Source organism: Janthinobacterium sp. 78, assembly GCF_003096775.1.
GTDB classification, from domain to species: Bacteria; Pseudomonadota; Gammaproteobacteria; order Burkholderiales; family Burkholderiaceae_D; genus Janthinobacterium; species Janthinobacterium tructae.
In genome coordinates this window covers 3886437-3909903 of the sequence record NZ_QENT01000001.1, presented here as the reverse complement: position 1 = coordinate 3909903, position 23467 = coordinate 3886437, and the positions used below count along the sequence as shown (strand labels likewise).

Sequence of the window (23467 nt, the reverse complement as noted above, 5' to 3'; positions counted from 1 at the left end):
GGGTAATGATGAACCAACAGTGTTATATGCGGGCGATGCTGCTTACCCTGATTCTGTCTTGTATTCTGCCTCACGGGCGCGCCCTAACGACATCGCCTGAGCCGGCCAGCCAGGTGTCAATGGAGCGAAATCTATGTGTGGCAGCCAGAAATGAGGATGTCGCAGGCTTGAAGGCGGCAGCCTCGCCGTTGGTTGATCCTTTATTGGAATGCCCTGAATTTGATAGTACGCTATTTGGCATTGCGCTAAGAGCTGAGCCGGCTTTCTGGCAGGAGTTTGTTGCGTTGACCGATGCTAGCTGGCATGCGCGCTTGAATGGCGTGCGACTGAACAGCTCGATACAGAGCATTTCGCTGGGAATGGGAGACGATGGAGCACGCGCCTACTACCAGGAAGTTTTGCGTTTGCTCAAAGAAGGGATATTGCCCGAGGAAAAACGGCAGTTTTCTTGGGAGACGGTAGCAACCCTACTTGGCAAGTTCATCAGCAACCAATCATTGGATACAGCGACTCCCTCGCCGGAAAGGCGAGAGTTGGCTATAGCCATTGTGCAACACTTGCTGCCTCGCTTGCCTGTAGATCTGGCGCTGCCGACAGAGTATGCCGCGCGCATATTCTGGGAAGGCATGGTCAGCATGCCTGAGCCGCAGGCTGTCAGCGCACTGGAATTGATGCACAAAAAATTCGGTTCCCGCGTGGCCAAGTCTGCGCAGCATGTGCCAGGTTCTTTTGCATTGCAATATGCCGTCAAGGGCCGCTTGTTGCTGGCGCTGACCGAGGCCGGGTTGTTGTCGCCAACCATGCCGTCCATCTGGATCATGGCGGCGCAATACGACCATGTCGATGTATTGCGCAGTCTCTCAAACTCCGGCACGGTGCCAGCTGGCGTGTTGGCCGCCTCTGTTGCGTCGCACAGGTCGAACAGGAGCTTTGCCGCGTTTGACTTCTTGTTGGATCACATGATAGCGCCGCCATTGCAGCCTGAACTGAATCAGGCATTGGCCAGTATTCTCGATCTTACTGCGGATGAGTCCAAGGTGGGCAAGAAATGGCCGCGCATTGAACGATTGTTGAGCCTTGGCGCGGATATCAACCAGGTTTTTTCCTCGGCAGAAGTGTATTTTTCCAATCGATTAGTCTTTTTGCTGCGCCAGGATCCGCAACTGGCGATGCGCTTGCTGGAACGCGGGCTGTCCGGCGATGTTCCCATGCAAGAATCGAAAATGAATCTGCTCCTTACTTATCTCTCACTGGTCTCACCTCTGTATGGGGGAACACCGCCCTATGACGCGCAGGTACTGCGCATGCTGGCGAAAAACACGCGCGACATTAATGTTGCTTCAACACGTATGCAAACTTTTCCCCTGTATCAGGCAATCCGGCGCTCGGCAGAGCTGGGAAGGGCGATGCTGGAAGCCGGTGCACAGGTCGATGCCATAGAGCCACAAGGAACCACTATGTTGATGCGGGCCGCTGCTTTGAATGATGCCGACATTGTCCAATTTTTGCTGGCGGAGCGCGCGGACGCGGCGCTGCTTTCTCGCCAGCGTATCAATGCTCTTGCTTATGCACAATGCTATGGAAGCAAGGACGCGGAACTTCTGTTATTAGCGAAAGGAATCGCTGCCGAGGGCACGCAGCGCTGCCTTGATGAACGTGCGGCGTGCGCGGCTACGGGCAAATGCAAGGGGAAGGGATAGCCTACGCCGCGCCCTGCAGTGCCTCGTTGTTCAGCCAGGTGCTCAACGCCGTGGCCGTCATCGGGCGGGCGAACAGGAAACCCTGCGCCATGGGGCAGCCCAGCGCCTGCAAAATTTGTGCTTGCCGCTCGTCTTCCACGCCTTCGGCGATCACGGCCAGGCCCAGGTTACGGCCCAGCTGGATGACCATTTCGGCGATGCTGCTGCCGCGCGCGGAACCCGTGATTTCCGTCACAAACGCGCGGTCGATTTTCAGGCGGTCGACTTGCAGCCGCTGCAGGTACGACAGCGACGAAAAACCCGTGCCGAAGTCGTCGATGGCGATGCTCACGCCCGTCTGCTTGATCTGCCACAACATCTTGATCAGCAGGTCCGGCTCTTCCATGGCCATCGATTCCGTGATTTCCAGTTCGATGAACTCGGGCGGCGCCTGCGTCTCTTCCAGCGCCGCGCGCAGCATTTCCAGGAACAGCGGGTGGCGGAACTGCACTTGCGACACGTTGACGGACATGACGAAGTTGCGGTGGCCCTGTTCGCGCAGCAGCACCAGTTCGCGGCAAGCCGTGCGCAGCACCCATTCACCGAGGTCGATGATGATGCCCGAATACTCGGCAATCGGGATGAAACGGTCGGGCGAGATGAACTTGCCGTCCGGCGTCTGCCAGCGCAGCAGCGCTTCGGCGCCCACGGGGCGGCGCGTGGTCAGGTCGATCTGCGGTTGATACACGACAAACAGCTGGTCCTGGCTGAAGGCCGTGCGCAGCGCATGCATCATGCGGACTCTTTCGCGGATTTCGATGCCCATGCTGCGCGAAAAATAGAAGTGCCCGGCGCGCTGCTGGCTTTTTGCCCGTTTCAGGGCGATATCGGCATCCTTCAGCGCATCGGCGCCCGTGCCCGCATGTTCACCCAGCCGCACCAGGCCCAGGGTGGCCGACAGCTGCACATCCTGGCCATCGATGCAGAACGGCGCCTGGAACAGGGCCAGGATCTTGGCCGGATTGACTTGCGACGAGTCGCCCAGCACGCAAAAGATGTCGCCGCCCAGGCGCGCCACCGTCAGCTGGGAACCGAGCTGGGTTTGCAATCGGCCCGCCACGGCAATCAGCAGGGTGTCGCCGAACTGGTGCCCCAGCGCATCGTTGGTCTCGGCAAAATGGTCGAGGTCGACCAGCGCCAGGGTGGCGTCGTCGCGCGCAGGCCCGGCCAGGGTGGCGTCGAGGATTTCCACCAGGCGCGTGCGGTTCGGCAGCTTCGACAACTGGTCGTAGAAGGCGGCGTTGTGCAGGTGCGATACCAGTTCGACATTGTCCAGGCCCACGGCGACGTTGCTGCAAAACACTTCCAGCAGGCTTTCATCGATGGCCGAGAGGGGGCGCGGCAGAACCAGGTAGGCGGCCGCATCGCGGCCGGCCTTGCCCGAGAAATACAGGGTGGCGTAGTCGTGCGCGTAGACATTGCGCCGCTGCGCCAGTGTGTGCTCGACGGCCGCCATCACGCGCGGGTTTTGCAGGCCGCACAGGGCGCTGTGCGGCAGGCTGGAAAAGCTGCCCGTGCAGGCCGACACGAGCAGCTCCTTGCCGCCATTGTCCAGCATCTCTTGCACGCACAACACGCCATCGGCACGGATGCCCAGCAGGTCGGCGATCTGCGCCAGCACGCCGGCCGAGAAGTTTTGCACGCCGTGCAGCGCCATCAGCTGCGTGCTGGCGTGGACGATCTGGTCCAGGCCGCGCCGGCTGTTGCTGATCGAGCGTATCTGTTCGTACGAGCGGATGGCCGCCGTCACGGTAGTAAACAGCTTGATGCGCGTCAGTTCGGACTTGGTCTTGTAGTCGTTGATGTCGTAGTCGCGGATGGCGTCGATTTCCGGCGCATAGCCGGGCTGCCCTGTGCGCAAGATGATGCGCACGTCCGTCATTTTGAGGGTTTCGCGGATGTAGCGCACCAGGTGCAGGCCCGCGTCATCCTGTTCCATCACCACGTCGAGCAGGATGACGGCGATGTCGTCTTCATGCTTGAGCAGTTCGCGCGCCTGGCCGGCCGAATACGCATGCACGAATTCCAGCGGGCGGTGCTGCATTTCCAGGTTGCCCAGGGCGAAAGTGGTGGTGGAGTGGACGTCTTCATCGTCGTCGATGATCATCACCCGCCAGACGCTGCGCGGTGCGATGGCCAGCGGCGGCGCTGGTTGCTCATCGAGGAATACCAGGTCGTCGTGATCGTCCTTGTTGGCGTCAAGGGGGATGATCGGTGCGGGCATGTATAGCTTCTCCAGGATGACTCGATATTTTTACGAGCGCGTCAAAAAAGCCCATGGCGTTGTTGCGTTGCCTCGCCGTACTGGCGTACTGTCTTCGGCAACGACGCCTAGCCCTGGGCATTTTGTGACGTGCTCTCGGCGCAGGCCAAATGTGGATTGGTAACCTGTATTGTGTAGCGCGCTTTGATCCAAGTATATAGCTATTTAATAAGCAAAATGTTTTTTTAAGCCTATTCCGTAGAGCAATATTTATTGTATTGCATGATTGCAACTCATATTTGGTGTTTTTTGTATGAAAAAAAGCACGGGATTTAAAAATGGTGATGACGGGCGCGAATATCGGGCCTTGCTGCGGCATTCGCGGCATGGCATGCCCCGCAGGCTGGTAGAATTGAGTTTTCCTGTCCTCACACTTCCTACTATGTCCGGCAATTCTTTTGGCAAGCTGTTTACTGTTACCACTTTCGGCGAATCGCATGGCCCGGCCATCGGCTGCGTGATCGATGGCTGTCCGCCAGGATTGATCCTGTCGGAAGCCGATATCCAGCCCGAGCTGGACCGCCGCAAGCCGGGCACCTCGCGCCACGTGACGCAGCGCCAGGAGTCCGATACGGTGGAAATTCTCTCCGGCGTGTACCAGGGCGTGACGACGGGCACGCCCATCGCGCTGCTGATCCGCAATGAAGACCAGCGCAGCAAGGACTACGGCAATATCGCGGAAAGCTTCCGTCCCGGCCATGCCGACTACACCTACTGGCATAAATATGGCGTGCGCGACCCGCGCGGCGGCGGTCGTTCCTCGGCGCGCCTGACGGCGCCCGTGGTGGGCGCGGCGGCGATTGCCAAGAAATGGCTGCTGCAGCAGTACGGCACCACGTTCAAGGGCTGCATGAGTCAACTGGGCGACATTCCCGTGCCGTTCCAGTCCTGGGAACACGTGCATGCGAACCCCTTCTTTGCCGCCAGCGGCGACGCGGATCTGATCGCGCGCATGGAAGAGGCGATGGATCAATTGCGCCGCGATGGCGATTCCATCGGCGCGCGTATCGACGTGATCGCGCAAAACGTGCCGGTGGGACTGGGCCAGCCCATCTACGACAAGCTCGACGCCGACATCGCCTACGCCATGATGGGCATCAATGCCGTCAAGGGCGTGGAAATCGGCGCCGGTTTCGATTCGGTGGCGCAAAAGGGTTCCGAGCACGGCGACGAACTGACGCCGGAAGGGTTTATCGGCAACAACGCCGGCGGCGTACTCGGTGGTATCTCGACGGGACAGGATATCAGCGTCTCGATCGCCATCAAGCCGACGTCGTCGATCCGCACGCCACGCCGCTCGATCGATAAAGAGGGCAATCCCGTGATGGTGGAAACCTTCGGCCGCCACGATCCGTGCGTGGGCATCCGCGCCACGCCGATCGCCGAAGCCATGCTGGCGCTGGTCTTGATCGACCACGCCCTGATGCATCGCGCGCAATGCGGCGATGTCAGCGTGAATACGCCGAAGTTGAAGTAAGTTGAATGTTGTCGGATTACGGGCCTGCGGCCCTAATCCGACCTACGACCCACGCCATGTGTAGGTCTGATTAGCGGGGCATCGCCCCGCGTAATCCGACAACATCGTTGGCGTTTTCTATCAAGCCACCTTGTTCGCCACCAACTCCAGTTGATGGCGCATCTCCACCGACTGCACCAGCAAGGCCCGGATATCGTTGATCAGGTTGAATTCCGTCTGGTTCAATTGAATCGGCGGGAAGCTGTCGTCCCAGTCGCCGTATAAAAAGCCCGTGGGGTGGCCGTTGGCCGACAGGGGCAGCACGACGAAGCTGCGCGCTTCCGATAACGTCGCTTTCCACCATTGCGGCAGCTTGGCGGCAAATTTCGGGTCGCGCGCATTGTCGATGAAGATCACGCGATCGCTATTGAGGGCCGCGTGGAAGACGTTCGGCTCATACGCGTCGCCAAATACCATCAGGTCCTGCAGGTCGGCCATGCCTTCGCCCATGCTGATGCGCGCCGAGTACAAATGATCGCGGTGGTTGCGCACGAATGCCACCGAGCGCGAAAAATCAAAGCCCTGGTGCAGCGTTTCGAGCGCCATCGAGACCATCTGGCCCGGGCTGGCGCTGCCGATGGCGCTGCGCAGGTCGGCCAGGCCGCCGATCAGCACGCGGTTGCCCTCGGCGCGCATGCGCGTCGAGGCCAGCTGGCGTGCGCGCCGTTCGGCCGGTTTCGACAGCGGGGCGATCGACAGGTCGGCCGCCGCCATCATCTTCGCCTTGTCCACCGCCACTACCAGGTCCGTGGCAGCGATGCCCAAGGTGCCTGCATAGTCGTCGATCAGCGCGTGCACCTGCGCTGCGCCGGCCGCATCGTCATGCCACAGCGAGTCGGCGCAGCGCGCCGCCATGGTCGACAGGCCCGCCATCCAGTCGGCGCCGCTGACGGGCGCGTTGTCGGGCGACGGCTCCATCGGATGCATGCCGTTGATCAGGTGCTGCGGCAAACCCCAGTGGGCGGCCGTGGCATAGCCCACTTCCTGTAGCGACAGGCCGAGGATTTCGCGCGCAGCGGCCGCCTCGTTGCCGGGACCCGCATGCGCCTGCATGCGCGCCCAGAAGTCCGTCATGTAGAACGTCACCATCATGCGGCCCAGGGTGTGCAGCATGGAGCAGACGACGGCTTGCTCCGCCTGCAGGCTGCCGGCGCTGGTGGCCACTTGCTGCGCCACCATCCCGGCCAGCACGGCCTTCTCCATTTCCACGTGCGCACTGACGGAGTCGGGCGAGGCCTGCGACAGCTCCTCGATCAGTTTTAGTCCCAGCGCCAGGTGGCCGATGGCGTCGATGCCCAGCACCAGCACGGCCTTCGAGACCGTGTTGACCCGCTGGCCGAAGGCCGAATACATGCCGCTGTTGGCCAGGCGCAGCACCTTGTGCGTGAGGACAGGGTCGGACAGCACCGTTTGCGTGATGTCGAATTCGTGGTCATCCTCGCCGCGCATGGCGCCCAGGATGGCGCTGATGGCTTTCGCGAAGCCGGGCATGTCGCCCTGCTGGCGCGTACGCGCCCACAGCAGGTCCAGGGTGTTTTTGCCGAGCTGTGTCGGCACCGTGAAATGATCTGGATTCATTGCACCCCTCCGCGCTGTTCATTGGCAGACGGCGTGGGCACCAGCGCCGCATAGGTTTTGTCACTCAAGGCCGATAGCGCGGCATGGGCCGGCATCGGTTTGCCCGTCAAATAGCCTTGCACATACTGGCAGCCGCGCGACTCCATGAAGTGCATCTGCGCCTCCGTTTCCACGCCTTCGGCCACCACGGACAAATTCAAATGCTTGGCCAGGTCGAGAATGGTATTGCAGATGGCCGCGTCCTTGCTCGATTCGGGCAAGTCCTTGATGAAGGTACGGTCGATCTTCAGTACGGAAATGGGGAAGCGCTTCAGATACGCGAGCGAAGAGTAGCCGGTGCCGAAATCGTCGATGGCGATGCGCGCGCGGCGCTCCGTCATCTTGACGAGGATGGTTTCCGCATGCACGGGGTCGATCATCAGGGTGCCTTCGGTAATTTCCAGCACCAGGTGTTCGCCCGAGAGTCCCGAAAAGGCGATGGCGTCATCGAGCACGTCGAGGAATTTGTCGTTGCGGAACTGGCGCGGGCTGATGTTGACGGAGATGTACAGCGGCCGCTTGGCCACTTCCTGGAACTGCTTGAGCTGCACGCAGGCCGCTTTCAGCGCCCAGGCGCCCAGCAGATTGATCAGGCCATTGGCTTCGGCAATCGGGATGAAACGCACGGGCGGCACCAGGCCCAGGGTCGGGTGCTTCCAGCGCATCAGGGTTTCGAAGCCCTGGATCTGCCGCGTGTGCGCATCGACGATGGGCTGGTAAAACAGCAGAAACTCGCCTTCGCGCACGGCGTGGAACATGGCCGCTTCCAGTGAAATATCGTGTTCCGACGGGCCATTCAGACGCGGACTGTAGACCAGGCAGCGGGCCTTGCCCGTTTCCTTGGCGCGCGACATTGCTGCATCGGCCAGCGCCACCAGGCGCACTTCATCTTCTGCGTGCAGCGGATAGATCGATACGCCCACGGACGCTCCCACGTAGATCGTGTGGCCATCGACTTCGAACGGCGCCTGCAGGGTGGCCAGCAGGCGGCCCGTCACCAGCTTGATTTGCGCATCGGTGGCGCTGCCGGGCAACACGGCGACGAATTCATCGCCGCCCACGCGCGCCAGGGTGTCGCTGTCGCGCAGGGTCTTGCGCAGGCGCGCGGCGGCCAGGCGCAGCACGGCGTCGCCGACCGGGTGGCCCAGGCCATCGTTGACCTTTTTAAAACCATCGAGGCCGATGGTGGCCACGGAAAACCCCTGGCCCGAACGCGCCGCCTGGGAAATGACCATGCGGATGCGGTCCGACAGCAGCAGGCGGTTCGGCAGCCCGGTCAGCGCGTCGTGCGTGGCCATGTGGCGCAAGCGTTCTTCCGTGTTGTGCTGGGCCGAGGTGTCGCGCCCGACGACCAGCAATTCGGCCACGCCCGCTGCATTCATATAAGAAGACAGGCGCAGCTCGAACCAGAGTTCCTGGTCCGGCGTTTGCAGGCGCACTTCCAGGCGGCCCGGTTCTTCCAGGGAATCTTCCAGCGCTGCCTGCAGCGCCGCGCGCGATGCTTCGGCGGCCAGCGGCAGCAGCAAGTGGCCGGACAGGCCTGAGGGGGCGCCGAACAGGGTGGCTGCGCGCTTGCTGGCGAACAGGATCAGGCCGTCCGTATCGAGCCGGAACACGACGTCGCCTGCCTCTTCCATGAGGTTGTCCAACTCGTGGCGTGCCTCGCGGTGGGCGGCGGATGGGGTACTGGAAAACATCGTGCGGGCTTTTACCTTTTTGTGATCAGTGCCGGCGCACGCTGCAGGGCAGGGCGCCAACGGAAAGAGTGCATCGTGCGTGACGCGCGCCATAGCGGGCCGGAGGGCAACTATCGGAATGCGATCCACACGAAATGTATCATTGAAAAGCATTCGATTACATGAAATAGAGCAACATTGCTTCAGGTTTTGTAAATATTCCTGCCTTCCATGAAAAAAATCACGCTGCGCGACACACGCAGGCATTTTCGTTCCCCATGGAAACATTTATCGGCGCTTGCTTCCACTGGCGCGCTTGCCCCGCCATGCGCTTTGCGCTAGTCTGGCTGGCAGACGGTGTTGACGGTGCGCCAGCGACAGCCAGGGCGCCATGATAACAAATCGCGGGAGACTCCCATGAATGCTTTTGACACGCATGAAGTTTTCAACCAGGCCACGCCGTTTGAAAACGTCAATCTGTTCGCTTGCGACCCGGCGCTGACCGAAGCGCTGCTGCGCGAGGGCGGCGGCGCGGCGCGGCAGGAGCTCGACGCGCTGGGCGAGAAACTGGGCCGCGCCGAGACATATGCGCTGGCGCGCCTGGCCAATATCCACACGCCCGAGCTGCAGCAGTTTGACCGGGCCGGGCGCCGCATCGACGAGGTGCTGTTCCATCCGGCCTGGCATGAGCTGATGGCCATCCTCGTGGGCGCCGGCGCACACGCTGCGCCCTGGGCGTCGCCGGGCCCCGGTGCCCAGGTGGCGCGCGCGGCCGCCTATCTATTAGTGGGGCAGGTGGAAAACGGCACGCAGTGTCCCGTGACGATGACGTATGCCTCGGTGCCGGCCTTGCGCCAGGCCCTTGATCTGCCGCAGATCGCTGCGCGCTGGCTGCCGAAAATCCTCTCGCGCGACTACGATCCCCGCTCCCTGCCCGTGGAACAGAAACGCGGCGCCCTGGTCGGCATGGGCATGACGGAAAAGCAGGGCGGCTCGGATGTGCGCAGCAATACTACGTGCGCCGTGCCCGTGCCGCCGGACGAGGCGCGGGCCCTGTTCGGCGACGAGGCTGGCGGCGCCTGGCGCATCGTTGGCCACAAATGGTTTTTTTCGGCGCCGCAGTGCGACGCCCATCTGATCCTGGCGCAGGCGGAAGAGGGGGGATTGTCCTGTTTCTTTTTGCCCCGCTACCTGCCCGACGGCAGCCGCAATGCCATCCGCGTGCAGCGCCTGAAGGATAAGCTGGGCAACCGCTCGAATGCCTCATCGGAAGTGGAATTTACCAATGCATACGGCTGGCTCGTGGGGCAGCCGGGGCGGGGCATTCCCACCATCCTGGAAATGGCCAGCCATACGCGCCTCGATTGCGTGCTGGGCAGCACCGGCATCATGCGCGCCGCCCTGACGCAGGCGCTGCACCATGCGCGCCAGCGGGCCGTGTTCGGCAAGCCGCTGGCCGGGCAGCCATTGATGCAAAACGTGCTGGCCGACCTGGCGCTCGAATCGGAAGCCGCCACGGCATTTGCCCTGCGCCTGGCCCGCTGTTTCGATGAAAAGGACGATGCAGGGCAAGCGATGCTGGCGCGCGTGCTCACGCCGGCCGGCAAGTACTGGATTTGCAAGCGCGGTCCCGGCTTCGGCGCGGAAGCCATGGAGGTGCTGGGCGGCACCGGCTATGTGGAAGACGCGCCGCTGGCGCGCCTGTACCGCGAGCTGCCCGTCAACTCGATCTGGGAAGGTTCGGGCAACGTCATGTGCCTCGACGTCTTGCGGGCCTTCGGCAAGTCGCCGGCCGCGCGCGACGCCCTGGCGGCCGAGCTGGCGCTGGCCGGCGATGCCGACGCTGCCTTTGCCGAGTACCGGACGCGCCTGCTGGCCGACTTGGACGGGCCGCAAACGGATGAATTTGGCGCCAGGCAATTATCTGAGCGCATCGTGCTGGCCGTGCAGGCCGCCTTGCTGCTGCGCCATGCGCCGCCCTTTGTCGCGCAAGCCTTCCTGCAGTCGCGGCTGGTGCAAGCGCCGGGCGGCGCGTATGGCCGCTTGCCGGCGGGCACCGATTGTGCGGCCATCCTGGCGCGCGCGCTGCGCGAGTACTGACCCCGATAAATCCGATTATTTCGAAAATTCCAGCCACAGGCGGGCTGTGGGCTGGGATAATGTGGCAATCCTTCATTTTATCGACACACAGCGCGCCTGCGGCCATGCTTGTCGCCGCGCCAGAGAGCAAAGAAAGAACAACAATATGAAACAAGATCCACGCTTCCCGAATTTGTTCATTACAGATCACCCTTTGATCCAGCACAAACTGAGCCACATGCGCGAGCACGACACGTCGACGCGCACCTTCCGTGAACTGCTCAAAGAAATCACTTTGCTGATGGGCTATGAAATCACGCGCGACTTGCCGCTGACCACGCGCGAAATCAAGACCCCACTGGTGACCATCGATGCGCCCGTCATTGCTGGTAAGAAACTGGCCATCGTGCCCATCCTGCGCGCCGGCATCGGCATGAGCGATGGCTTGCTGAACCTGGTGCCATCGGCCCGCGTGGGCCACATCGGCGTGTACCGCGATCCCACCACCCACATGCCGGTGGAATACCTGGTGCGCCTGCCGGACTTGAACGAGCGTACCTTCATCCTGTGCGACCCGATGGTAGCGACCGGCAATTCGGCCGTGTACGCCGTCGACGTGCTGAAGAAGCGGGGCGTGACGGACGAGCAGATCATCTTCCTGGCGCTGGTAGCCGCGCCGGAAGGCGTGACCGTGTTCCAGAACGCGCATCCGAAGGTCAAGATGTATTGCGCTTCGCTCGATTCGCACCTGGATGACCACGCTTACATCGTGCCGGGCCTGGGCGACGCCGGCGACCGCATCTTTGGCACCAAGTAAGCCAATCCGCGAGTATTACGATGGCAACCTTGATCGACCCGGATTTTCGCGCGCGTTTGCGCGCCCTGAACGAAAAATATGCGGCTGGCGTGCCGGCCCTGATGCAAGCGATCACGCAGGCCAGCGGCCGCTGCGACAGCGAAGGCCCCCGCCTGGAGCCGTTGACGGAGTTGCACCGTGCGCTGCACGCGGTCGCCGGCTCGGCGGCCACCTTTGGCTTTGCCGCGCTGGGCCAGGAATGCCGGCGCATTGAACAGCAGGTGCGCGCGATGCTCAACACGCCTGCCCAGGCGGTGGCGGAATGGCCCGCCGTGCGGGGGCAGGTGGCGGCGTTGCTGCACTGGGCCGCGCGCGATGCGGGCGCCACCCATTTCAGCGTGTAAGTGACAACACCATAGAGATGTGGTTGCAATGATTCATTTGATGCAACGCAAAGCATTGGCGTCGCAGATTAGGATATAGTGTCTCCATGCCGCTGGTACGGGGCGCCGCAAGACGGGGATTTGGCTATTAAAGTAGTGTTCGCAAGTTTATTTTGCGAAAGAATGGTTTTTCTCAGTTTTGTTGGTATAATTGGGCATCGTTGGATTCGAGGTAGTAGTGCAGTTTGTCTGTCATTTCTTTCTTGCTTCAAACGATATAACGGGCGCAAGCCCAACTTAACTGAAATAGGAAATTGTAATGGCAACTGGCATCGTAAAATGGTTCAATGATTCGAAGGGCTTCGGCTTTATTACCCCTGACGAAGGCGGCGAAGATCTGTTCGCTCACTTCTCGGCTATCCAGTCGAACGGCTTCAAGTCCCTGCAAGAGAACCAACGCGTTTCTTTTGAAGTGACCGCTGGCCCTAAAGGCAAGCAAGCTTCGAACATTCAGCCAATCTAATACGCTGGATCAAACGAAATAAAGAAATCCTCGGTCTCCGAGGATTTTTTTTCGCCTGAATTTTCGTGAGGCATCGATTTTGCGTCGGCTGTGCGTTCTTTTGGCGTGCTTGCGTCGCCGCGTAGGTCGGCTTAGCGCTTGCGCGTAAGCCGACAATGGTGGTATTGGGAAGGTGTATGGGCTGGTGTCGGATTACGCTACGCTAATCCGACCTACGCCGATCTGCGCACCCACGTCTAGGCTTGGGCGCTATTTAGATTGCTCTTTCATGCCAGTAGTCGGGCTGGGCATATGAATGCCGTAAAAAATCCACAAACGCCCGTATGCGCAGTGGCAAGTGGCGGCGCTGGGCAAACACGGCATAAATATCGTTGCCCGGGGCCGCGAACTGGTCCAGCACCGTCACCAGCTGGCCCGAGGCGATTTCCGCGCCCACCTCCCACATCGAGCGCCACGCCAGACCCTTGCCTGCCAAGGCCCAGTCGTGCAGCACTTCGCCGTCGTTGCACACCATATTGCCAGCTACCTTCAAAATGACATTCTTGCCGTTTTCGCGGAAGGTCCAGCCGCGCTGGCTGCCTTCGCTGCTGATCGCCAGGCAATTATGTTTCGCCAGGTCGGCCGGGATGCGCGGCGTGCCCGCCCGTTTCAGATAGGCGGGCGAGCCGACCAGCACGCGCTGGTTGTCGGACAGTTTCGTGCTCACGAGCGAGGAATCGGACAGGCTGGCGATGCGGATGGCCACGTCGATGCCTTCGCCGATCAGGTCGACGAGGCGGTCGTTCAGGTTCAGCGACACCGTCACGTCGCGGTGCTCGGCGACAAACGAGGGGATCAATGGCGCCACGTGCTGGCGCCCGAAGCCGGCCGGTGCGGAAATGAGCAAATGGCCGCTGGCCTTCACGCTGCGCTCGGCCACGGCCGCTTCCGCCTCTTCCAGTTCTCCCAGGATGCGCTGGCAATCTTCCAGGAAGGCGGCGCCTTCATTCGTCAAGGCCAGCTTGCGCGTCGTGCGCTGCAGTAATTTGACGCCCAGGCGCTGCTCCAGCGCATCGAGGCGCCTGCCTATCATGGCCGGGGCGATGCCTTCCGCGCGCGCGGCCGCCGACAGGCTGCCCTTGGCCACCACTTCCACGAAGGTCGATATTTGTCTGAACTGGCCCATATGCTGTGCTCGCTATCTCGTCACTTGTGATAAAAACGCATAGATGAAGTGATTTTTAATCTCGTTTCCATGCCTTATAGTGCAATACTATAGAACAAACGCGCCGCCCGGCAGAGTGTTTTTACGCCTTTGTCCCGCTTGTCCGCGCAGTCATTCAGCTTATACTTGGATCACCAGATACCCTTTGCTACTATTTATTAAAAACCGGAGAACTTCATGACGCAGAACACGATCGCACTTCCCGAAGGCATGCAAATCACGGGTGACATCCAGCCCGGCTACGAACAGATTTTGACGCCGGCAGCGCTGGCGCTGGTGGCCAAGCTGACGCGCGCATTCGAGCCGCGCCGCCAGGAGTTGCTGGCCGTGCGCGTGGAACGCGCCAAGCGCCTCGACGCGGGTGAACGTCCTGATTTCCTGCCAGAAACCGCGCATATCCGCGATGGCGACTGGAAGATCGCGCCGATTCCGAAGGCGCTGGAATGCCGCCGCGTGGAAATCACCGGTCCCGTCGAGCGCAAGATGGTCATCAACGCCTTCAATTCCGGCGCGGACAGCTACATGACGGACTTCGAAGATTCGAACACGCCGAACTGGGATAATCAGCTGACGGGCCAGATCAATATGTTCGACGCCGTGCGCAAGACGATTTCGCTGGAGCAAAATGGCAAGTCGTACAAGCTGAACGACAAGATCGCGACCTTGGTTGTGCGTCCGCGCGGCTGGCACCTCGATGAAAAACACGTGCTGGTCGACGGCAAGCGCATTTCCGGCGGCATTTTCGATTTCGCCCTGTTCATGTTCCATAACGCCAAGGAACAGCTGGCGCGTGGCGCCGGCCCGTATTTCTACCTGCCGAAGATGGAATCGCACCTGGAAGCGCGCTTGTGGAACGACATCTTCGTCATGACGCAAAACGAGCTGGGCTTGCCACAAGGCACGATCAAGGCGACTGTCCTGATCGAAACCATCCTGGCAGCGTTTGAAATGGATGAAATCCTGTACGAACTGAAAGAACACAGCTCGGGCTTGAACGCGGGCCGCTGGGATTACATCTTCTCGTGCATCAAGAAATTCAAGCTGGACAAGGATTTCTGCCTGGCCGACCGCGCGAAAGTCACCATGACGGCGCCGTTCATGCGCGCCTACGCCTTGCTGCTGCTGAAAACCTGCCACAAACGCGGTGCGCCAGCGATTGGCGGCATGGCAGCCTTGATCCCGATCAAGAACGATCCTGAAAAGAACGACATCGCTATGGGCGGCGTGCGCAACGACAAGGCGCGCGACGCCACCGACGGCTACGACGGCGGCTGGGTTGCCCATCCGAGCCTGGTCGAGCTGGCCATGGGCGAGTTCACCAAAGTGCTCGGTGACAAGCCGAACCAGATCGAGAAACAGCGTCCCGACATCGATGTGAAAGCGTCGGATCTGCTGAACTTCCAGCCGGAAGCACCGATCACGGAAGCGGGCTTGCGTTACAACATCAACGTGGGCATCCACTACCTGGGTAGCTGGCTGGCTGGCAACGGTTGCGTGCCTATCCATAACTTGATGGAAGATGCGGCCACGGCCGAGATCAGCCGCTCGCAAGTGTGGCAATGGATTCGTTCCAGCAAGGGCGTGCTGGAAGACGGCCGCAAGGTCACGGCCGACATGGTGCGCGCCATGATTCCGGAAGAACTGGCCAAGGTGCAGCGCGATGCGCCAGGCGGCAACGGTCCGACCTATGTGCGCGCGGGCCAGATTTTCGAGGAAATGTCGACGTCGGAATCGTTCGCTGAATTCCTGACCTTGCCGCTGTATGAAGAAATCTGATCCTGATCAAATAGATTGATAAAAAATCCCGGCGATACCTGATGGTATCGCCGGGATTTTTCTTTTTAGAAACAGAAGTTTAAAAGCTGTTTTTCCACATACGCAGTGCGGCAAATGCTTCCACGGGCGAAGCGTCGCTGGCCAGTTTGCCTTCCACCTTCAGGCTGGTCAAGATGGCCGGTTCGCGGTAGCGCAGGAAGGGGTTGGTGGCCTTTTCCATGGCTATGGTCGACGGCACGGTCGATAAGCCTTGCTGGCGCTTTTCCGTGTCGATGGCGATGCGTTCCTGCAGGGCAAGGTTGCCCGGTTCGACGGCGTTGGCGAAGCGCAGATTGGACAAGGTGTACTCATGCGCGCAAAATACCTCGGTATCGTCGGGCAGGGCGGCCAGCTTGCCCAGCGAGTCGGCCATCTGGCCCGGCGTGCCTTCGAACAGGCGGCCGCAGCCGCCGGCAAACAGGGTGTCGCCGGAAAACAGCCACGGCGCATCGCCTTGCTCCGAGCGCTGGCGTACATAGGCGATATGCCCCTTGGTATGGCCGGGCACGTCGATGACGGTCATCTGCAAACCCAGCTCTGGCACATAGGCGACATCGCCTTCGCCAAGCGCTTGCGTGATGGTTGTGATAGCCTCATTGCGCGGGCCGAAGACGGGCACGGCGAAATGCTGCAACAATTCAGGTACGCCACCCGTGTGGTCGGCGTGGTGGTGCGTGAGTAAAATGGCGGACAAGGTCAGCTGATGTGCTTGCAGCGCATCGAGGATGGCCATCGCATCACCAGGGTCGACCACGGCGGCGTGGCGGCCGTCATGGATCAGCCACAGATAATTGTCGGCAAAGGCGGGCACGGCAAGTACCGATAAAGCGTGTTCAGGGGAGTGTGTCATGAGCAAAAGAGAAAACTGAATGGACAGTGTAGCATCCGAAAAATCCATTATAGCGCTTGACGGCTGGCTGCAGACCCCAGCCGGTCTGTATGTGCGCGCCTGGGAGCAGCAATGCCTCGACAGTCTGACCGTCGACATCTTCGGATTTAACGCCGTGCAGATCGGCTTGCCCCAGCTCGACGCGCTGGCGGCCAGCCGCATGCCGAACAAATGGCTGCTCGATGCACGCCTGCCGTCGCGCCCGCCGCAAGAGAGCCGTTTGACCCTGGTGTCGGCCTTCGACGAGTTGCCGTTCGATTCGCAAAGCCTGGATCTGGTGGTCTTGCCGCACGTACTCGAATTTGCCGCCGAGCCGCACCAGGTCTTGCGCGAAGTCGAGCGCGTGCTGATTCCCGAGGGGCGCGTGATCGTCTGCGGCTTCAATCCGGCCAGCCTGTGGGGCATGCGCCAGGGCCTCGGAAGAGTCACGGGGCGCCATTACCTGCCGCGGGCAGGCGAGCTGATCTCTATGCCGCGCATGAAAGACTGGTTAAAATTGCTGAACATGGGCGTCAGCGAAAGCCACTTCGGCTGCTACGCACCTGCCTGCAGGACAGAAAAATGGCTGCGCCGCAACGCCTTCATGGACAAGGCCGGTGCGCGCTGGTGGCCATATCTGGGCGCAGTGTATATAGTGCAGGCGATCAAGCGTGTCAAAGGGATGCGTTTGATCGGTCCGGCGTGGACCAAGAAACCGGCGACGGCGCCCGCAGGCGCACCGGTCACGAATAAAAGGCGGGAACAGCAAGATGGATAAGGTTGAGATTTACGCCGATGGCGCATGCAAGGGCAATCCCGGCACGGGCGGCTGGGGCGCACTGATGGTGGCCGATGGTGCCAAGAAAGAAATTTACGGCGGGGAACTCAATACGACGAATAACCGCATGGAATTGAAGGCCGTGATCGAAGCCTTGACGGCGCTCAAACGGCCTTGCCAGGTGGTGTTGTATACCGATAGCCAGTACGTGCAAAAGGGCATCAGCGAATGGATCCACGGCTGGAAGGCACGCGGCTGGAAAACGGCGGCCAAGGCGCCCGTAAAAAATGTCGACCTGTGGCAGGCCCTCGACACAGCCCAGGCCGTCCATGAAGTGGAATGGCGCTGGGTGCGCGGCCACAATGGCCATCCGGGTAACGAGCGGGCCGATGAGCTAGCCAACCTGGGCGTGGAAACCGTGCGCGCGTAAGAATACCCAAGGTTGCCAGTAGTCATCGCAGGGTACAGGTTTGCTATACTGTGCCCTTCGCTTTTTGCTTTTACGAATGAATCCGCCATGCGTCAAATTGTTCTCGATACTGAAACCACCGGCCTGAACCCGCGCACGGGCGACCGCATCCTGGAGATCGGGGCGGTCGAATTGAACAACCGCATGTTGACGGGGAATAATTTTCACCATTACATCAATCCCGAGCGCGATTCGGAAGAGGGCGCGCTGGCCGTCCACGGTTTGACGACGGAATTCCTCAGCGACAAGCCGAAATTCGCGGAAATCGCGGAAGAATTCCGCACGTTTATCGCCGGCGCCGAATTGATCATCCACAACGCCCCGTTCGATATCGGCTTCCTCAACGCTGAATTCAAGCGCCTGAACCTGCCGCCCGTGCATGAGCAAGTGCATGGCGTGATCGACACCCTGGTGCAGGCGAAGGAAATGCATCCGGGCAAGCGCAATTCGCTCGACGCCCTGTGCGACCGCTACGGCGTCTCGAACGCCCACCGCAAGCTGCACGGCGCGCTGCTCGACTCGGAATTGCTGGCCGACGTCTACCTGGCCATGACGCGCGGTCAAAACAGCCTGAGCATGGAAGAAGAAGTGGAAGTGGCCGCCGACGGCGCCGCCCTGGAAATCGTGCCGCTCGCCGACGTCATCTTCCAGACTGCCACGGCCGACGAGCTCGCCGCCCACGAAGCCACCATCGCCGGCCTCGACAAGGCTGCCAAAGGCCAGTGCATCTGGAGTGTCGTCACCGCGCCACCAGCGGCCGCCTGAGAAAAAAAGCGGGGCATGCTAAATTTCCTGTCGCCAGCCCTTGCAGATGCCGCAACACCTATGCGATAATTCGCCTCGCTTCGGGAGGTTAGCTCAGGGGTAGAGCACTGCATTCACACTGCAGGGGTCGCAAGTTCGAAACTTGCACTTCCCACCAAGAATACGCAATACAATCAAGTACTTATATTAAAGCCGACACATTTATGTGGTCGGCTTTTTTATTGGGTGTAAATTTTGGGTGTAATTTACTTCGCCACCACCAGTGCCGATAACTTATCCAGCGCCAGGCGCTGAGCATCAACCTGCAAGTGTGCGTAGCGCTGGGTTGTTTGCACATTGGCATGGCCGAGAATTTTGCTGATGGTGTACAGGTCCACGCCCAGGCCCAGCATGATGCTTGCGCAAGAATGGCGCAGGTCATGGAAATTCACATGAGGCATGCCAGCCTTCACGCGCGCGCGGCGCCAGGACGATTGCACGCCGTACAACGTCATTTCCAATGGAAAATATTTCAGCCATGGCCGCAAGGCCGGGATGATCGGCACCACGCGCATGCGAAGTGTTTTAGTATTGCTGGCGGGGAAGGTGATCGAATCTTTTCCAATATGCTCACGCTGAATCTGGAACAGTTCACCGCGGCGCGCCCCAGTCAGCAGTGCTGCCCATATCGCGGCCTGCGCAATCGGCGTGCAGAAGGATGCGATCTTCCTTACTTGCTCAACCGTGAGAAACACCTCGCGTTTGTTATTGACTGCCACGTTATCGATCCGCAAGCCATAGTTTTCAGGAATGAGGCGCTGGCGCCATGCCAGCTGCAATCCTTTTTTTGCACAGGCCAATGACCGGTTCACCGTTGCTGGCGCATAGGCAGGCTCCAGTTTGCCGGATTTCTTATTTGGTATGAGCTTGCTCATGTCACGGATGACATGATCGGCAAACTCCTGGGCCTGGCTTGCTTTGTAGCGCTCCGCCCAAGGTCCAAGCCGTTTCGCATGATGCTTCGACGTGTCGCTACTACGCAAACTGGCGGCGTGCTCGACGTAGAGTGCGAGGATGAAGGCCATGGGCGGGTCGCCGGGAATGTGCACCTGCTGGCTTTTCGGAGCTCGCGCAACCGCTGCGCGCAGCTCTGCCTCAGCTAACTTGGCATCACTCGTAGTTGCGCCTTCCGGCAGCTTTCTGTGAATTCTTTTGCCATCGACCATGATGCCGACGTGCTTCCTGCCTTTTTTGTCGTCCCAGATGGACATTGGTTGTTCTCCTTTAACCAGTTCTTGCATTCTTCAAGGTCGTAGCGCTTGGAGCGCGCGCCGACCGGTGTATATGGCAATCCTGCCTGCTCGAGGCGGCGGATCGTAGATTCGCTGACGCCGAGCGCAGCGCAGATCTGTTGCCTGTTCAGTTCGCCGGCCGTGTTGGCAGTACGCTTGCCGCCAGCCTTGCCCAGCGCCGCCACAATTTCGGCGATGTGGCGCATTTCAACATCGCTCATGTTCATGGTGCGCTCCCGGCCGCCACGTCAGCAGCGTGTTCCAGGGCGGCTTGCTCGCGGCCAGCAGCGACCAGCACGCGGAACACGTCGCTGTTGCGCAGCAGCGCGCCCGGCTCATTTAAACCCCACAGGACAGGCAGCGCCGAGATTTGATCCATCAGCCGCCCGATGATCGGCTGAGGCGCAGCAGCTGGCAGCGGCGAATGCTTCGGCTTGGCCGCCTGCTTGGCGCGGATCGCCTCGACCTGCGTCCAGACCCTGGCCAGCTCCGTCTCGCCGGCGGCGTGCATGTCCAAGCCCTGGGCAAGGCACAGCGCGGCCAGGGTGACCGTGACGCCGCCGACTTCCTGCGCTCGCTCGCCGACCGGGCGGCCGAAAACGTAATCGACCAGCTGGTGCGCCTCGCTGGCCGTACAGCCGCACGCTTGCACCAGTTCCAGCGATTCTTCCAGGAAGCGGTGATTGCGCTCGGCGCCATCGGCCGAAATTTCGGCGCCGAAGCACGCCATCATCCAAGGCTGTACGCGGCCCTGGAATGAATCGATGGGCGTTGCACGGACAGGCGGATTGCGTTGCTCGTTGTTGATCATTCTGCATGCTCCAAAAAAGTTATTTCGTTGGGCTGGCGCGGCGTCGCGTCGCCCATCAGGTAAATCACGGACGACACGCCGCCGCCCAGCACCTGGGCACCCATGGCGCGCAAGTGGTGCTGCTTGCCGTCGAACAGCACGGGCTGGCAGGTGTGGATCGCGCGCAGCACGGCGCGGTCCAACTTGTAGGCGGCCTCGGCCGGAGTTTCCGGCGCGGGCGCTGGGGTGCGGCTGCTCATTGCGCCGCCGACGCGCGGCGCGCGAACCATGCCACTGGGCCATCGTTCTCTTCGTCGTACAGCGCGAGCAGGAACCAGCCTGGGCCTGGCGCCGTGGGCTGCCAGTCGACTAATGCGCTCGGATCGCCATCACCTTCCAGGTAACGCTCTGCCAAGTCGGGTGCGTCGCCGTCCATCCAGACGCGTTGAACCTCCAGCCCCTGGACGTCTATCCATTCCTTGAATTTGGCGGCATCGCCTTCGTCAAAGGGTGGCAGATCAGGATGCTCATACCAGCCTTGAGCATCGCGTATGACTGGTGCTGCTTCAATTATCTTTTTCATATCCGCCTTTCAGGTTGTCGCGGCCAAGACGCCCGCAATGGTCGCCGCCACGTAAATTAGGATCAGGGCCGCCGCCACGCGCGCGGCGCCGTGGCTGCGTTCGCTGTTCGGCACTTCGTCGTTGTCGGTCATGGCTTCACCTTTACGGCTCGCCCACCGCGCCACCGCCAGCCTGGCGCAATCTGGCCGTAGCGCCACATGCCCATGCGATCGCTGGTGGTCATGCGCGGCCACGGCTTGCCGCCGCACTCCCATTCCGGCCCTTCCCAGTAATCCCCTGGCAAACGGGCGTGATCGTAATGGCGCTCCCAGCCGATGCGTGAATCATGGCCATCCCACTCGCCATCGAAGTCTTGCCAAGCAACCTCTGGAATGCCGCCAATGCGCTGCCAGAGGCCGTATTCGGCGGGGCGGTGCTGGCGCAGCCACTTGGAGCGCTTCCACGAGAATGGCTCGTCAGCCAGGCCTTGCTCGCCCGATGGGGCATATTTCGTCGTATCGCCATGGCTGCGCAGCAGCTGGACGGCGCGCTTTGCCTGCTTCTTATAGATGCGCGGGTTCATGGCGTCACTCGCTTGAAGGTGATGGCCCAGCACCACGGGTTCGCATCCCAGTCTCCGCCGGTCGATTCCCACAGATCGCGCCAGACCGTGCGCTCGGTTGCGCGACCGCTGGCGCCAGACCCTTTGCACACGATGTCGTAGCGATCCTGCGATTCCGCCAGTGCTTCCATATCAATGCCCTCGGCAACTATGTCGGCATCACTGATATCCTGCAGGCGCTCGACGCGCACCGACACGATTTCCAGCTGGATCCGGCTGGCCCAGCGCGGCATGTGTATCGATGGCCGCCATTTGTTCGGCTTGCGCGTGGCCGGCAGTACGGGCAGCGCCACCTGGTCCGCGCGATACACGGCCGATTCGAAGTAGCCGTCATCGTCAATGGCGAATGTCTCGCGCACCCAGATACGATCTCCTGGCACGCCGTGCGGGCAAGCATCATCGAAAATGCCAGGATGCTTCTGGAAGCTATCCTCGACGCGCATCATCGACTGCGCTGCATTCGAAGGCCACCAGTGCTTGCCAGGCTCCCCAGGAATCGGCACTGGCTGCGGCTTCATGACTCGCCGCGTCTGCGTCTTGCTGCCGTCGAGTACGGCGCGCACCATGGCGCCGTTCATGAGAATAGGGCGCTCTTTGCTCATGCTAATATTGCTCCATGATAAAAATTACTAGACAAAATTGGTATGGTTGGCTCACTGCTTTGCTCCTCTTGGCAACTTTGCTTTGTGGCTTTGCGCGCGCAGTTGAATGTAAAGGTTTTGGTTCGGGCGAGGCTGCCGGGTGGATGCAGGCAATTGGGGCAGTCGTCTCCATATGGGCTGCTATCTGGCTTGCTGGCAAAGGCGAGCGGGAGCGCCATAGAAAAGAGCGCATCGTTGCTATATTGGCTGCAGCCGAACACTGGACCCTTCTGAGGAAACTTTCCGACGAAATTCAACGATTCAATGAATATTTTGTCATTACAGTTGGCGGCGGCAGTATTACAGAGGGTGCTCTCCGAGAGCTTGTGGCTTGGAGCAAAAGCTGCCACAAGCTTTCCTCCGAAGATATTTTGAAACTGTCTGGCTTGGGAAGCGACTGCGCTGAGAATATTGCAAGGGTCAACGCTGACATCTTTGCCGTCGGTGTGGCGACTCAAGGAATCTTGGATACCTTCAATCCTGAACCAGATATCATGCAGCATGAGTTCCGCTTGCTCAAGCTTCACGTAATTATCAGCAGAGCCAATACTCATATGACTGCAGCAATGAGCGAAATCAGCGCTGCGGTTAGGCCCAAGCTGTCGGTGGAGCCAGAGTGAGATCATTTCACGTCACTTTCCGCCAGCACCTCGCGTGCGCCGTTCGACGCTTGCGCGCTGACCACGCAGGCACCTTCCATTGTCTCCAGCAGCCGAGCGACCCGGTTGTAGCCGATCCGCAGGTGGCGCTGCACTAGCGAGATCGACGCGCGCTGGTGCGTGCGCACGACCTCGACGGCCTGGTCGTACAGCGGATCGGTCGCGCTGCCGTCGCCAGGCGGCACGGCTGCTGCTTCGCCATTCAGCTGCAGCGCCGGACGCTGCTGGCGGACAGGGGCATCGCCCGCTGCCGCCCGTGGGCTCGGTTCCATGATCTCAGCGGCGGCTACCAGGAACAGGTCGGCGGATTGTGAGCCGCCAGGAAGTTCCTTGGCCAGCGTCAGCGCCGATTTAATCGCGCCTTCGGCGGTTTGCTCCATTTGCTCGCGCACGCGGGCAACGGCCGGCTGCACGGTGCTTTCATACAGCT

Annotated in this window: 25 protein-coding genes and 1 tRNA gene; 12 read left to right on the top strand and 14 right to left on the bottom strand. The window is 60.8% G+C overall.

Annotated elements, in window-relative coordinates; all coding sequences use genetic code 11:
- Positions 1-5: 5 nt before the first annotated feature.
- Entirely contained in the window at positions 6-1700 is a 1695-nt protein-coding gene (locus C8C92_RS17300) for an ankyrin repeat domain-containing protein (protein ID WP_116744731.1), read from the top strand.
- A 1-nt stretch (position 1701) separates the two neighbouring features.
- Here the strand turns inward: C8C92_RS17300 and C8C92_RS17295 are convergent, their stop codons facing one another.
- Positions 1702-3963, bottom strand: coding sequence for an EAL domain-containing protein (locus tag C8C92_RS17295; protein ID WP_116744730.1), 2262 nt, complete (start codon positions 3961-3963; stop codon positions 1702-1704).
- A 421-nt stretch (positions 3964-4384) separates the two neighbouring features.
- Between C8C92_RS17295 and aroC the strand changes: the two genes are divergently transcribed.
- Complete coding sequence (aroC, locus tag C8C92_RS17290; RefSeq protein ID WP_099667641.1) at positions 4385-5479, top strand: chorismate synthase; 1095 nt, start codon at positions 4385-4387, stop codon at positions 5477-5479.
- 120 nt (positions 5480-5599) lie between these two features.
- Here the strand turns inward: aroC and C8C92_RS17285 are convergent, their stop codons facing one another.
- Together C8C92_RS17285 and C8C92_RS17280 are read right to left on the bottom strand one after the other, a co-directional pair.
- A complete protein-coding gene (locus C8C92_RS17285) occupies positions 5600-7096 on the bottom strand; it encodes an HDOD domain-containing protein (protein ID WP_099763517.1) in 1497 nt (498 codons plus the stop codon).
- Entirely contained in the window at positions 7093-8832 is a 1740-nt protein-coding gene (locus tag C8C92_RS17280) for an EAL domain-containing protein (protein ID WP_099764562.1), read from the bottom strand. Before C8C92_RS17280 ends, C8C92_RS17285 begins: the two co-directional genes overlap by 4 nt.
- A 396-nt stretch (positions 8833-9228) precedes the next feature.
- Here C8C92_RS17280 and C8C92_RS17275 point away from each other — a divergent pair, with 396 nt between their 5' ends.
- The 4 genes from C8C92_RS17275 to C8C92_RS17260 all read left to right on the top strand — a co-directional run bounded on the left by C8C92_RS17275 (position 9229) and on the right by C8C92_RS17260 (position 12592).
- Positions 9229-10911, top strand: coding sequence for an isovaleryl-CoA dehydrogenase (locus C8C92_RS17275; RefSeq protein WP_116744729.1), 1683 nt, complete (start codon positions 9229-9231; stop codon positions 10909-10911).
- Between the two features lie 145 nt (positions 10912-11056).
- Positions 11057-11707, top strand: a complete 651-nt coding sequence (gene upp, locus C8C92_RS17270) for a uracil phosphoribosyltransferase (RefSeq protein WP_071076875.1) — start codon at positions 11057-11059, stop codon at positions 11705-11707.
- Between the two features lie 20 nt (positions 11708-11727).
- Positions 11728-12090, top strand: coding sequence for an Hpt domain-containing protein (locus C8C92_RS17265; protein ID WP_099763519.1), 363 nt, complete (start codon positions 11728-11730; stop codon positions 12088-12090).
- A 298-nt stretch (positions 12091-12388) separates the two neighbouring features.
- Complete coding sequence (locus C8C92_RS17260; protein ID WP_010398811.1) at positions 12389-12592, top strand: cold-shock protein; 204 nt, start codon at positions 12389-12391, stop codon at positions 12590-12592.
- 253 nt (positions 12593-12845) lie between these two features.
- Here the strand turns inward: C8C92_RS17260 and C8C92_RS17255 are convergent, their stop codons facing one another.
- On the bottom strand, positions 12846-13757 hold the full coding sequence (locus C8C92_RS17255) for a LysR family transcriptional regulator (RefSeq protein WP_099763520.1): 912 nt from the start codon (positions 13755-13757) through the stop codon (positions 12846-12848).
- Positions 13758-13973: 216 nt separating this feature from the next.
- Between C8C92_RS17255 and aceB the strand changes: the two genes are divergently transcribed.
- Positions 13974-15572, top strand: a complete 1599-nt coding sequence (aceB, locus tag C8C92_RS17250; protein ID WP_116744728.1) for a malate synthase A — start codon at positions 13974-13976, stop codon at positions 15570-15572.
- A 79-nt stretch (positions 15573-15651) separates the two neighbouring features.
- Here the strand turns inward: aceB and gloB are convergent, their stop codons facing one another.
- Positions 15652-16461, bottom strand: coding sequence for a hydroxyacylglutathione hydrolase (gene gloB, locus C8C92_RS17245; protein WP_099763522.1), 810 nt, complete (start codon positions 16459-16461; stop codon positions 15652-15654).
- Positions 16462-16480: 19 nt separating this feature from the next.
- Here gloB and C8C92_RS17240 point away from each other — a divergent pair, with 19 nt between their 5' ends.
- The 4 genes from C8C92_RS17240 (at position 16481) to C8C92_RS17225 (ending at position 18648) form a co-directional block, all read left to right on the top strand.
- The gene (locus C8C92_RS17240; protein WP_099763523.1) at positions 16481-17257 is read left to right on the top strand and encodes a class I SAM-dependent methyltransferase; all 777 of its coding nucleotides are present in this window, start codon (positions 16481-16483) and stop codon (positions 17255-17257) included.
- Positions 17250-17687 carry a ribonuclease HI gene (gene rnhA, locus C8C92_RS17235; protein WP_071076881.1) on the top strand — a complete coding sequence of 146 codons (438 nt, stop codon included), beginning with the start codon at positions 17250-17252 and terminating at the stop codon, positions 17685-17687. Before C8C92_RS17240 ends, rnhA begins: the two co-directional genes overlap by 8 nt.
- Before the next feature lie 87 nt (positions 17688-17774).
- Entirely contained in the window at positions 17775-18491 is a 717-nt protein-coding gene (dnaQ, locus tag C8C92_RS17230; RefSeq protein ID WP_099763524.1) for a DNA polymerase III subunit epsilon, read from the top strand.
- 82 nt (positions 18492-18573) lie between these two features.
- Positions 18574-18648, top strand: a tRNA-Val gene (locus C8C92_RS17225).
- A gap of 88 nt (positions 18649-18736) precedes the next feature.
- Here the strand turns inward: C8C92_RS17225 and C8C92_RS17220 are convergent.
- The 8 genes from C8C92_RS17220 to C8C92_RS17195 are packed head-to-tail and all read right to left on the bottom strand — an operon-like array spanning position 18737 to position 22339.
- Positions 18737-19741 carry a site-specific integrase gene (locus C8C92_RS17220; protein WP_116744727.1) on the bottom strand — a complete coding sequence of 335 codons (1005 nt, stop codon included), beginning with the start codon at positions 19739-19741 and terminating at the stop codon, positions 18737-18739.
- Positions 19630-19989, bottom strand: a complete 360-nt coding sequence (locus C8C92_RS27290; protein ID WP_133250786.1) for a hypothetical protein — start codon at positions 19987-19989, stop codon at positions 19630-19632. The genes C8C92_RS17220 and C8C92_RS27290 overlap by 112 nt, the downstream gene beginning before the upstream one ends.
- Positions 19986-20573 (bottom strand): hypothetical protein, encoded by a 588-nt coding sequence (locus C8C92_RS17215; protein ID WP_243420258.1) that lies wholly within the window; start codon positions 20571-20573, stop codon positions 19986-19988. The genes C8C92_RS27290 and C8C92_RS17215 overlap by 4 nt, the downstream gene beginning before the upstream one ends.
- Entirely contained in the window at positions 20570-20812 is a 243-nt protein-coding gene (locus tag C8C92_RS17210) for a hypothetical protein (RefSeq protein ID WP_116744726.1), read from the bottom strand. The genes C8C92_RS17215 and C8C92_RS17210 overlap by 4 nt, the downstream gene beginning before the upstream one ends.
- Positions 20809-21135 carry a hypothetical protein gene (locus C8C92_RS17205; RefSeq protein WP_116744725.1) on the bottom strand — a complete coding sequence of 109 codons (327 nt, stop codon included), beginning with the start codon at positions 21133-21135 and terminating at the stop codon, positions 20809-20811. Before C8C92_RS17205 ends, C8C92_RS17210 begins: the two co-directional genes overlap by 4 nt.
- Before the next feature lie 9 nt (positions 21136-21144).
- The gene (locus C8C92_RS27975; RefSeq protein ID WP_279340931.1) at positions 21145-21267 is read right to left on the bottom strand and encodes a hypothetical protein; all 123 of its coding nucleotides are present in this window, start codon (positions 21265-21267) and stop codon (positions 21145-21147) included.
- Positions 21264-21698: a hypothetical protein gene (locus tag C8C92_RS17200; RefSeq protein WP_116744724.1), complete on the bottom strand. Its 435-nt coding sequence runs from the start codon at positions 21696-21698 to the stop codon at positions 21264-21266. Before C8C92_RS17200 ends, C8C92_RS27975 begins: the two co-directional genes overlap by 4 nt.
- Positions 21695-22339: a hypothetical protein gene (locus C8C92_RS17195; RefSeq protein ID WP_116744723.1), complete on the bottom strand. Its 645-nt coding sequence runs from the start codon at positions 22337-22339 to the stop codon at positions 21695-21697. Before C8C92_RS17195 ends, C8C92_RS17200 begins: the two co-directional genes overlap by 4 nt.
- A gap of 14 nt (positions 22340-22353) precedes the next feature.
- Here C8C92_RS17195 and C8C92_RS17190 point away from each other — a divergent pair, with 14 nt between their 5' ends.
- Positions 22354-22998, top strand: a complete 645-nt coding sequence (locus C8C92_RS17190) for a hypothetical protein (RefSeq protein WP_116744722.1) — start codon at positions 22354-22356, stop codon at positions 22996-22998.
- Positions 22999-23000: 2 nt separating this feature from the next.
- Here C8C92_RS17190 and C8C92_RS27970 read toward each other — a convergent pair whose 3' ends face one another.
- Positions 23001-23309 carry a DNA translocase FtsK gene (locus tag C8C92_RS27970; RefSeq protein WP_279340961.1) on the bottom strand — a complete coding sequence of 103 codons (309 nt, stop codon included), beginning with the start codon at positions 23307-23309 and terminating at the stop codon, positions 23001-23003.
- Positions 23310-23467 lie beyond the last annotated feature (158 nt).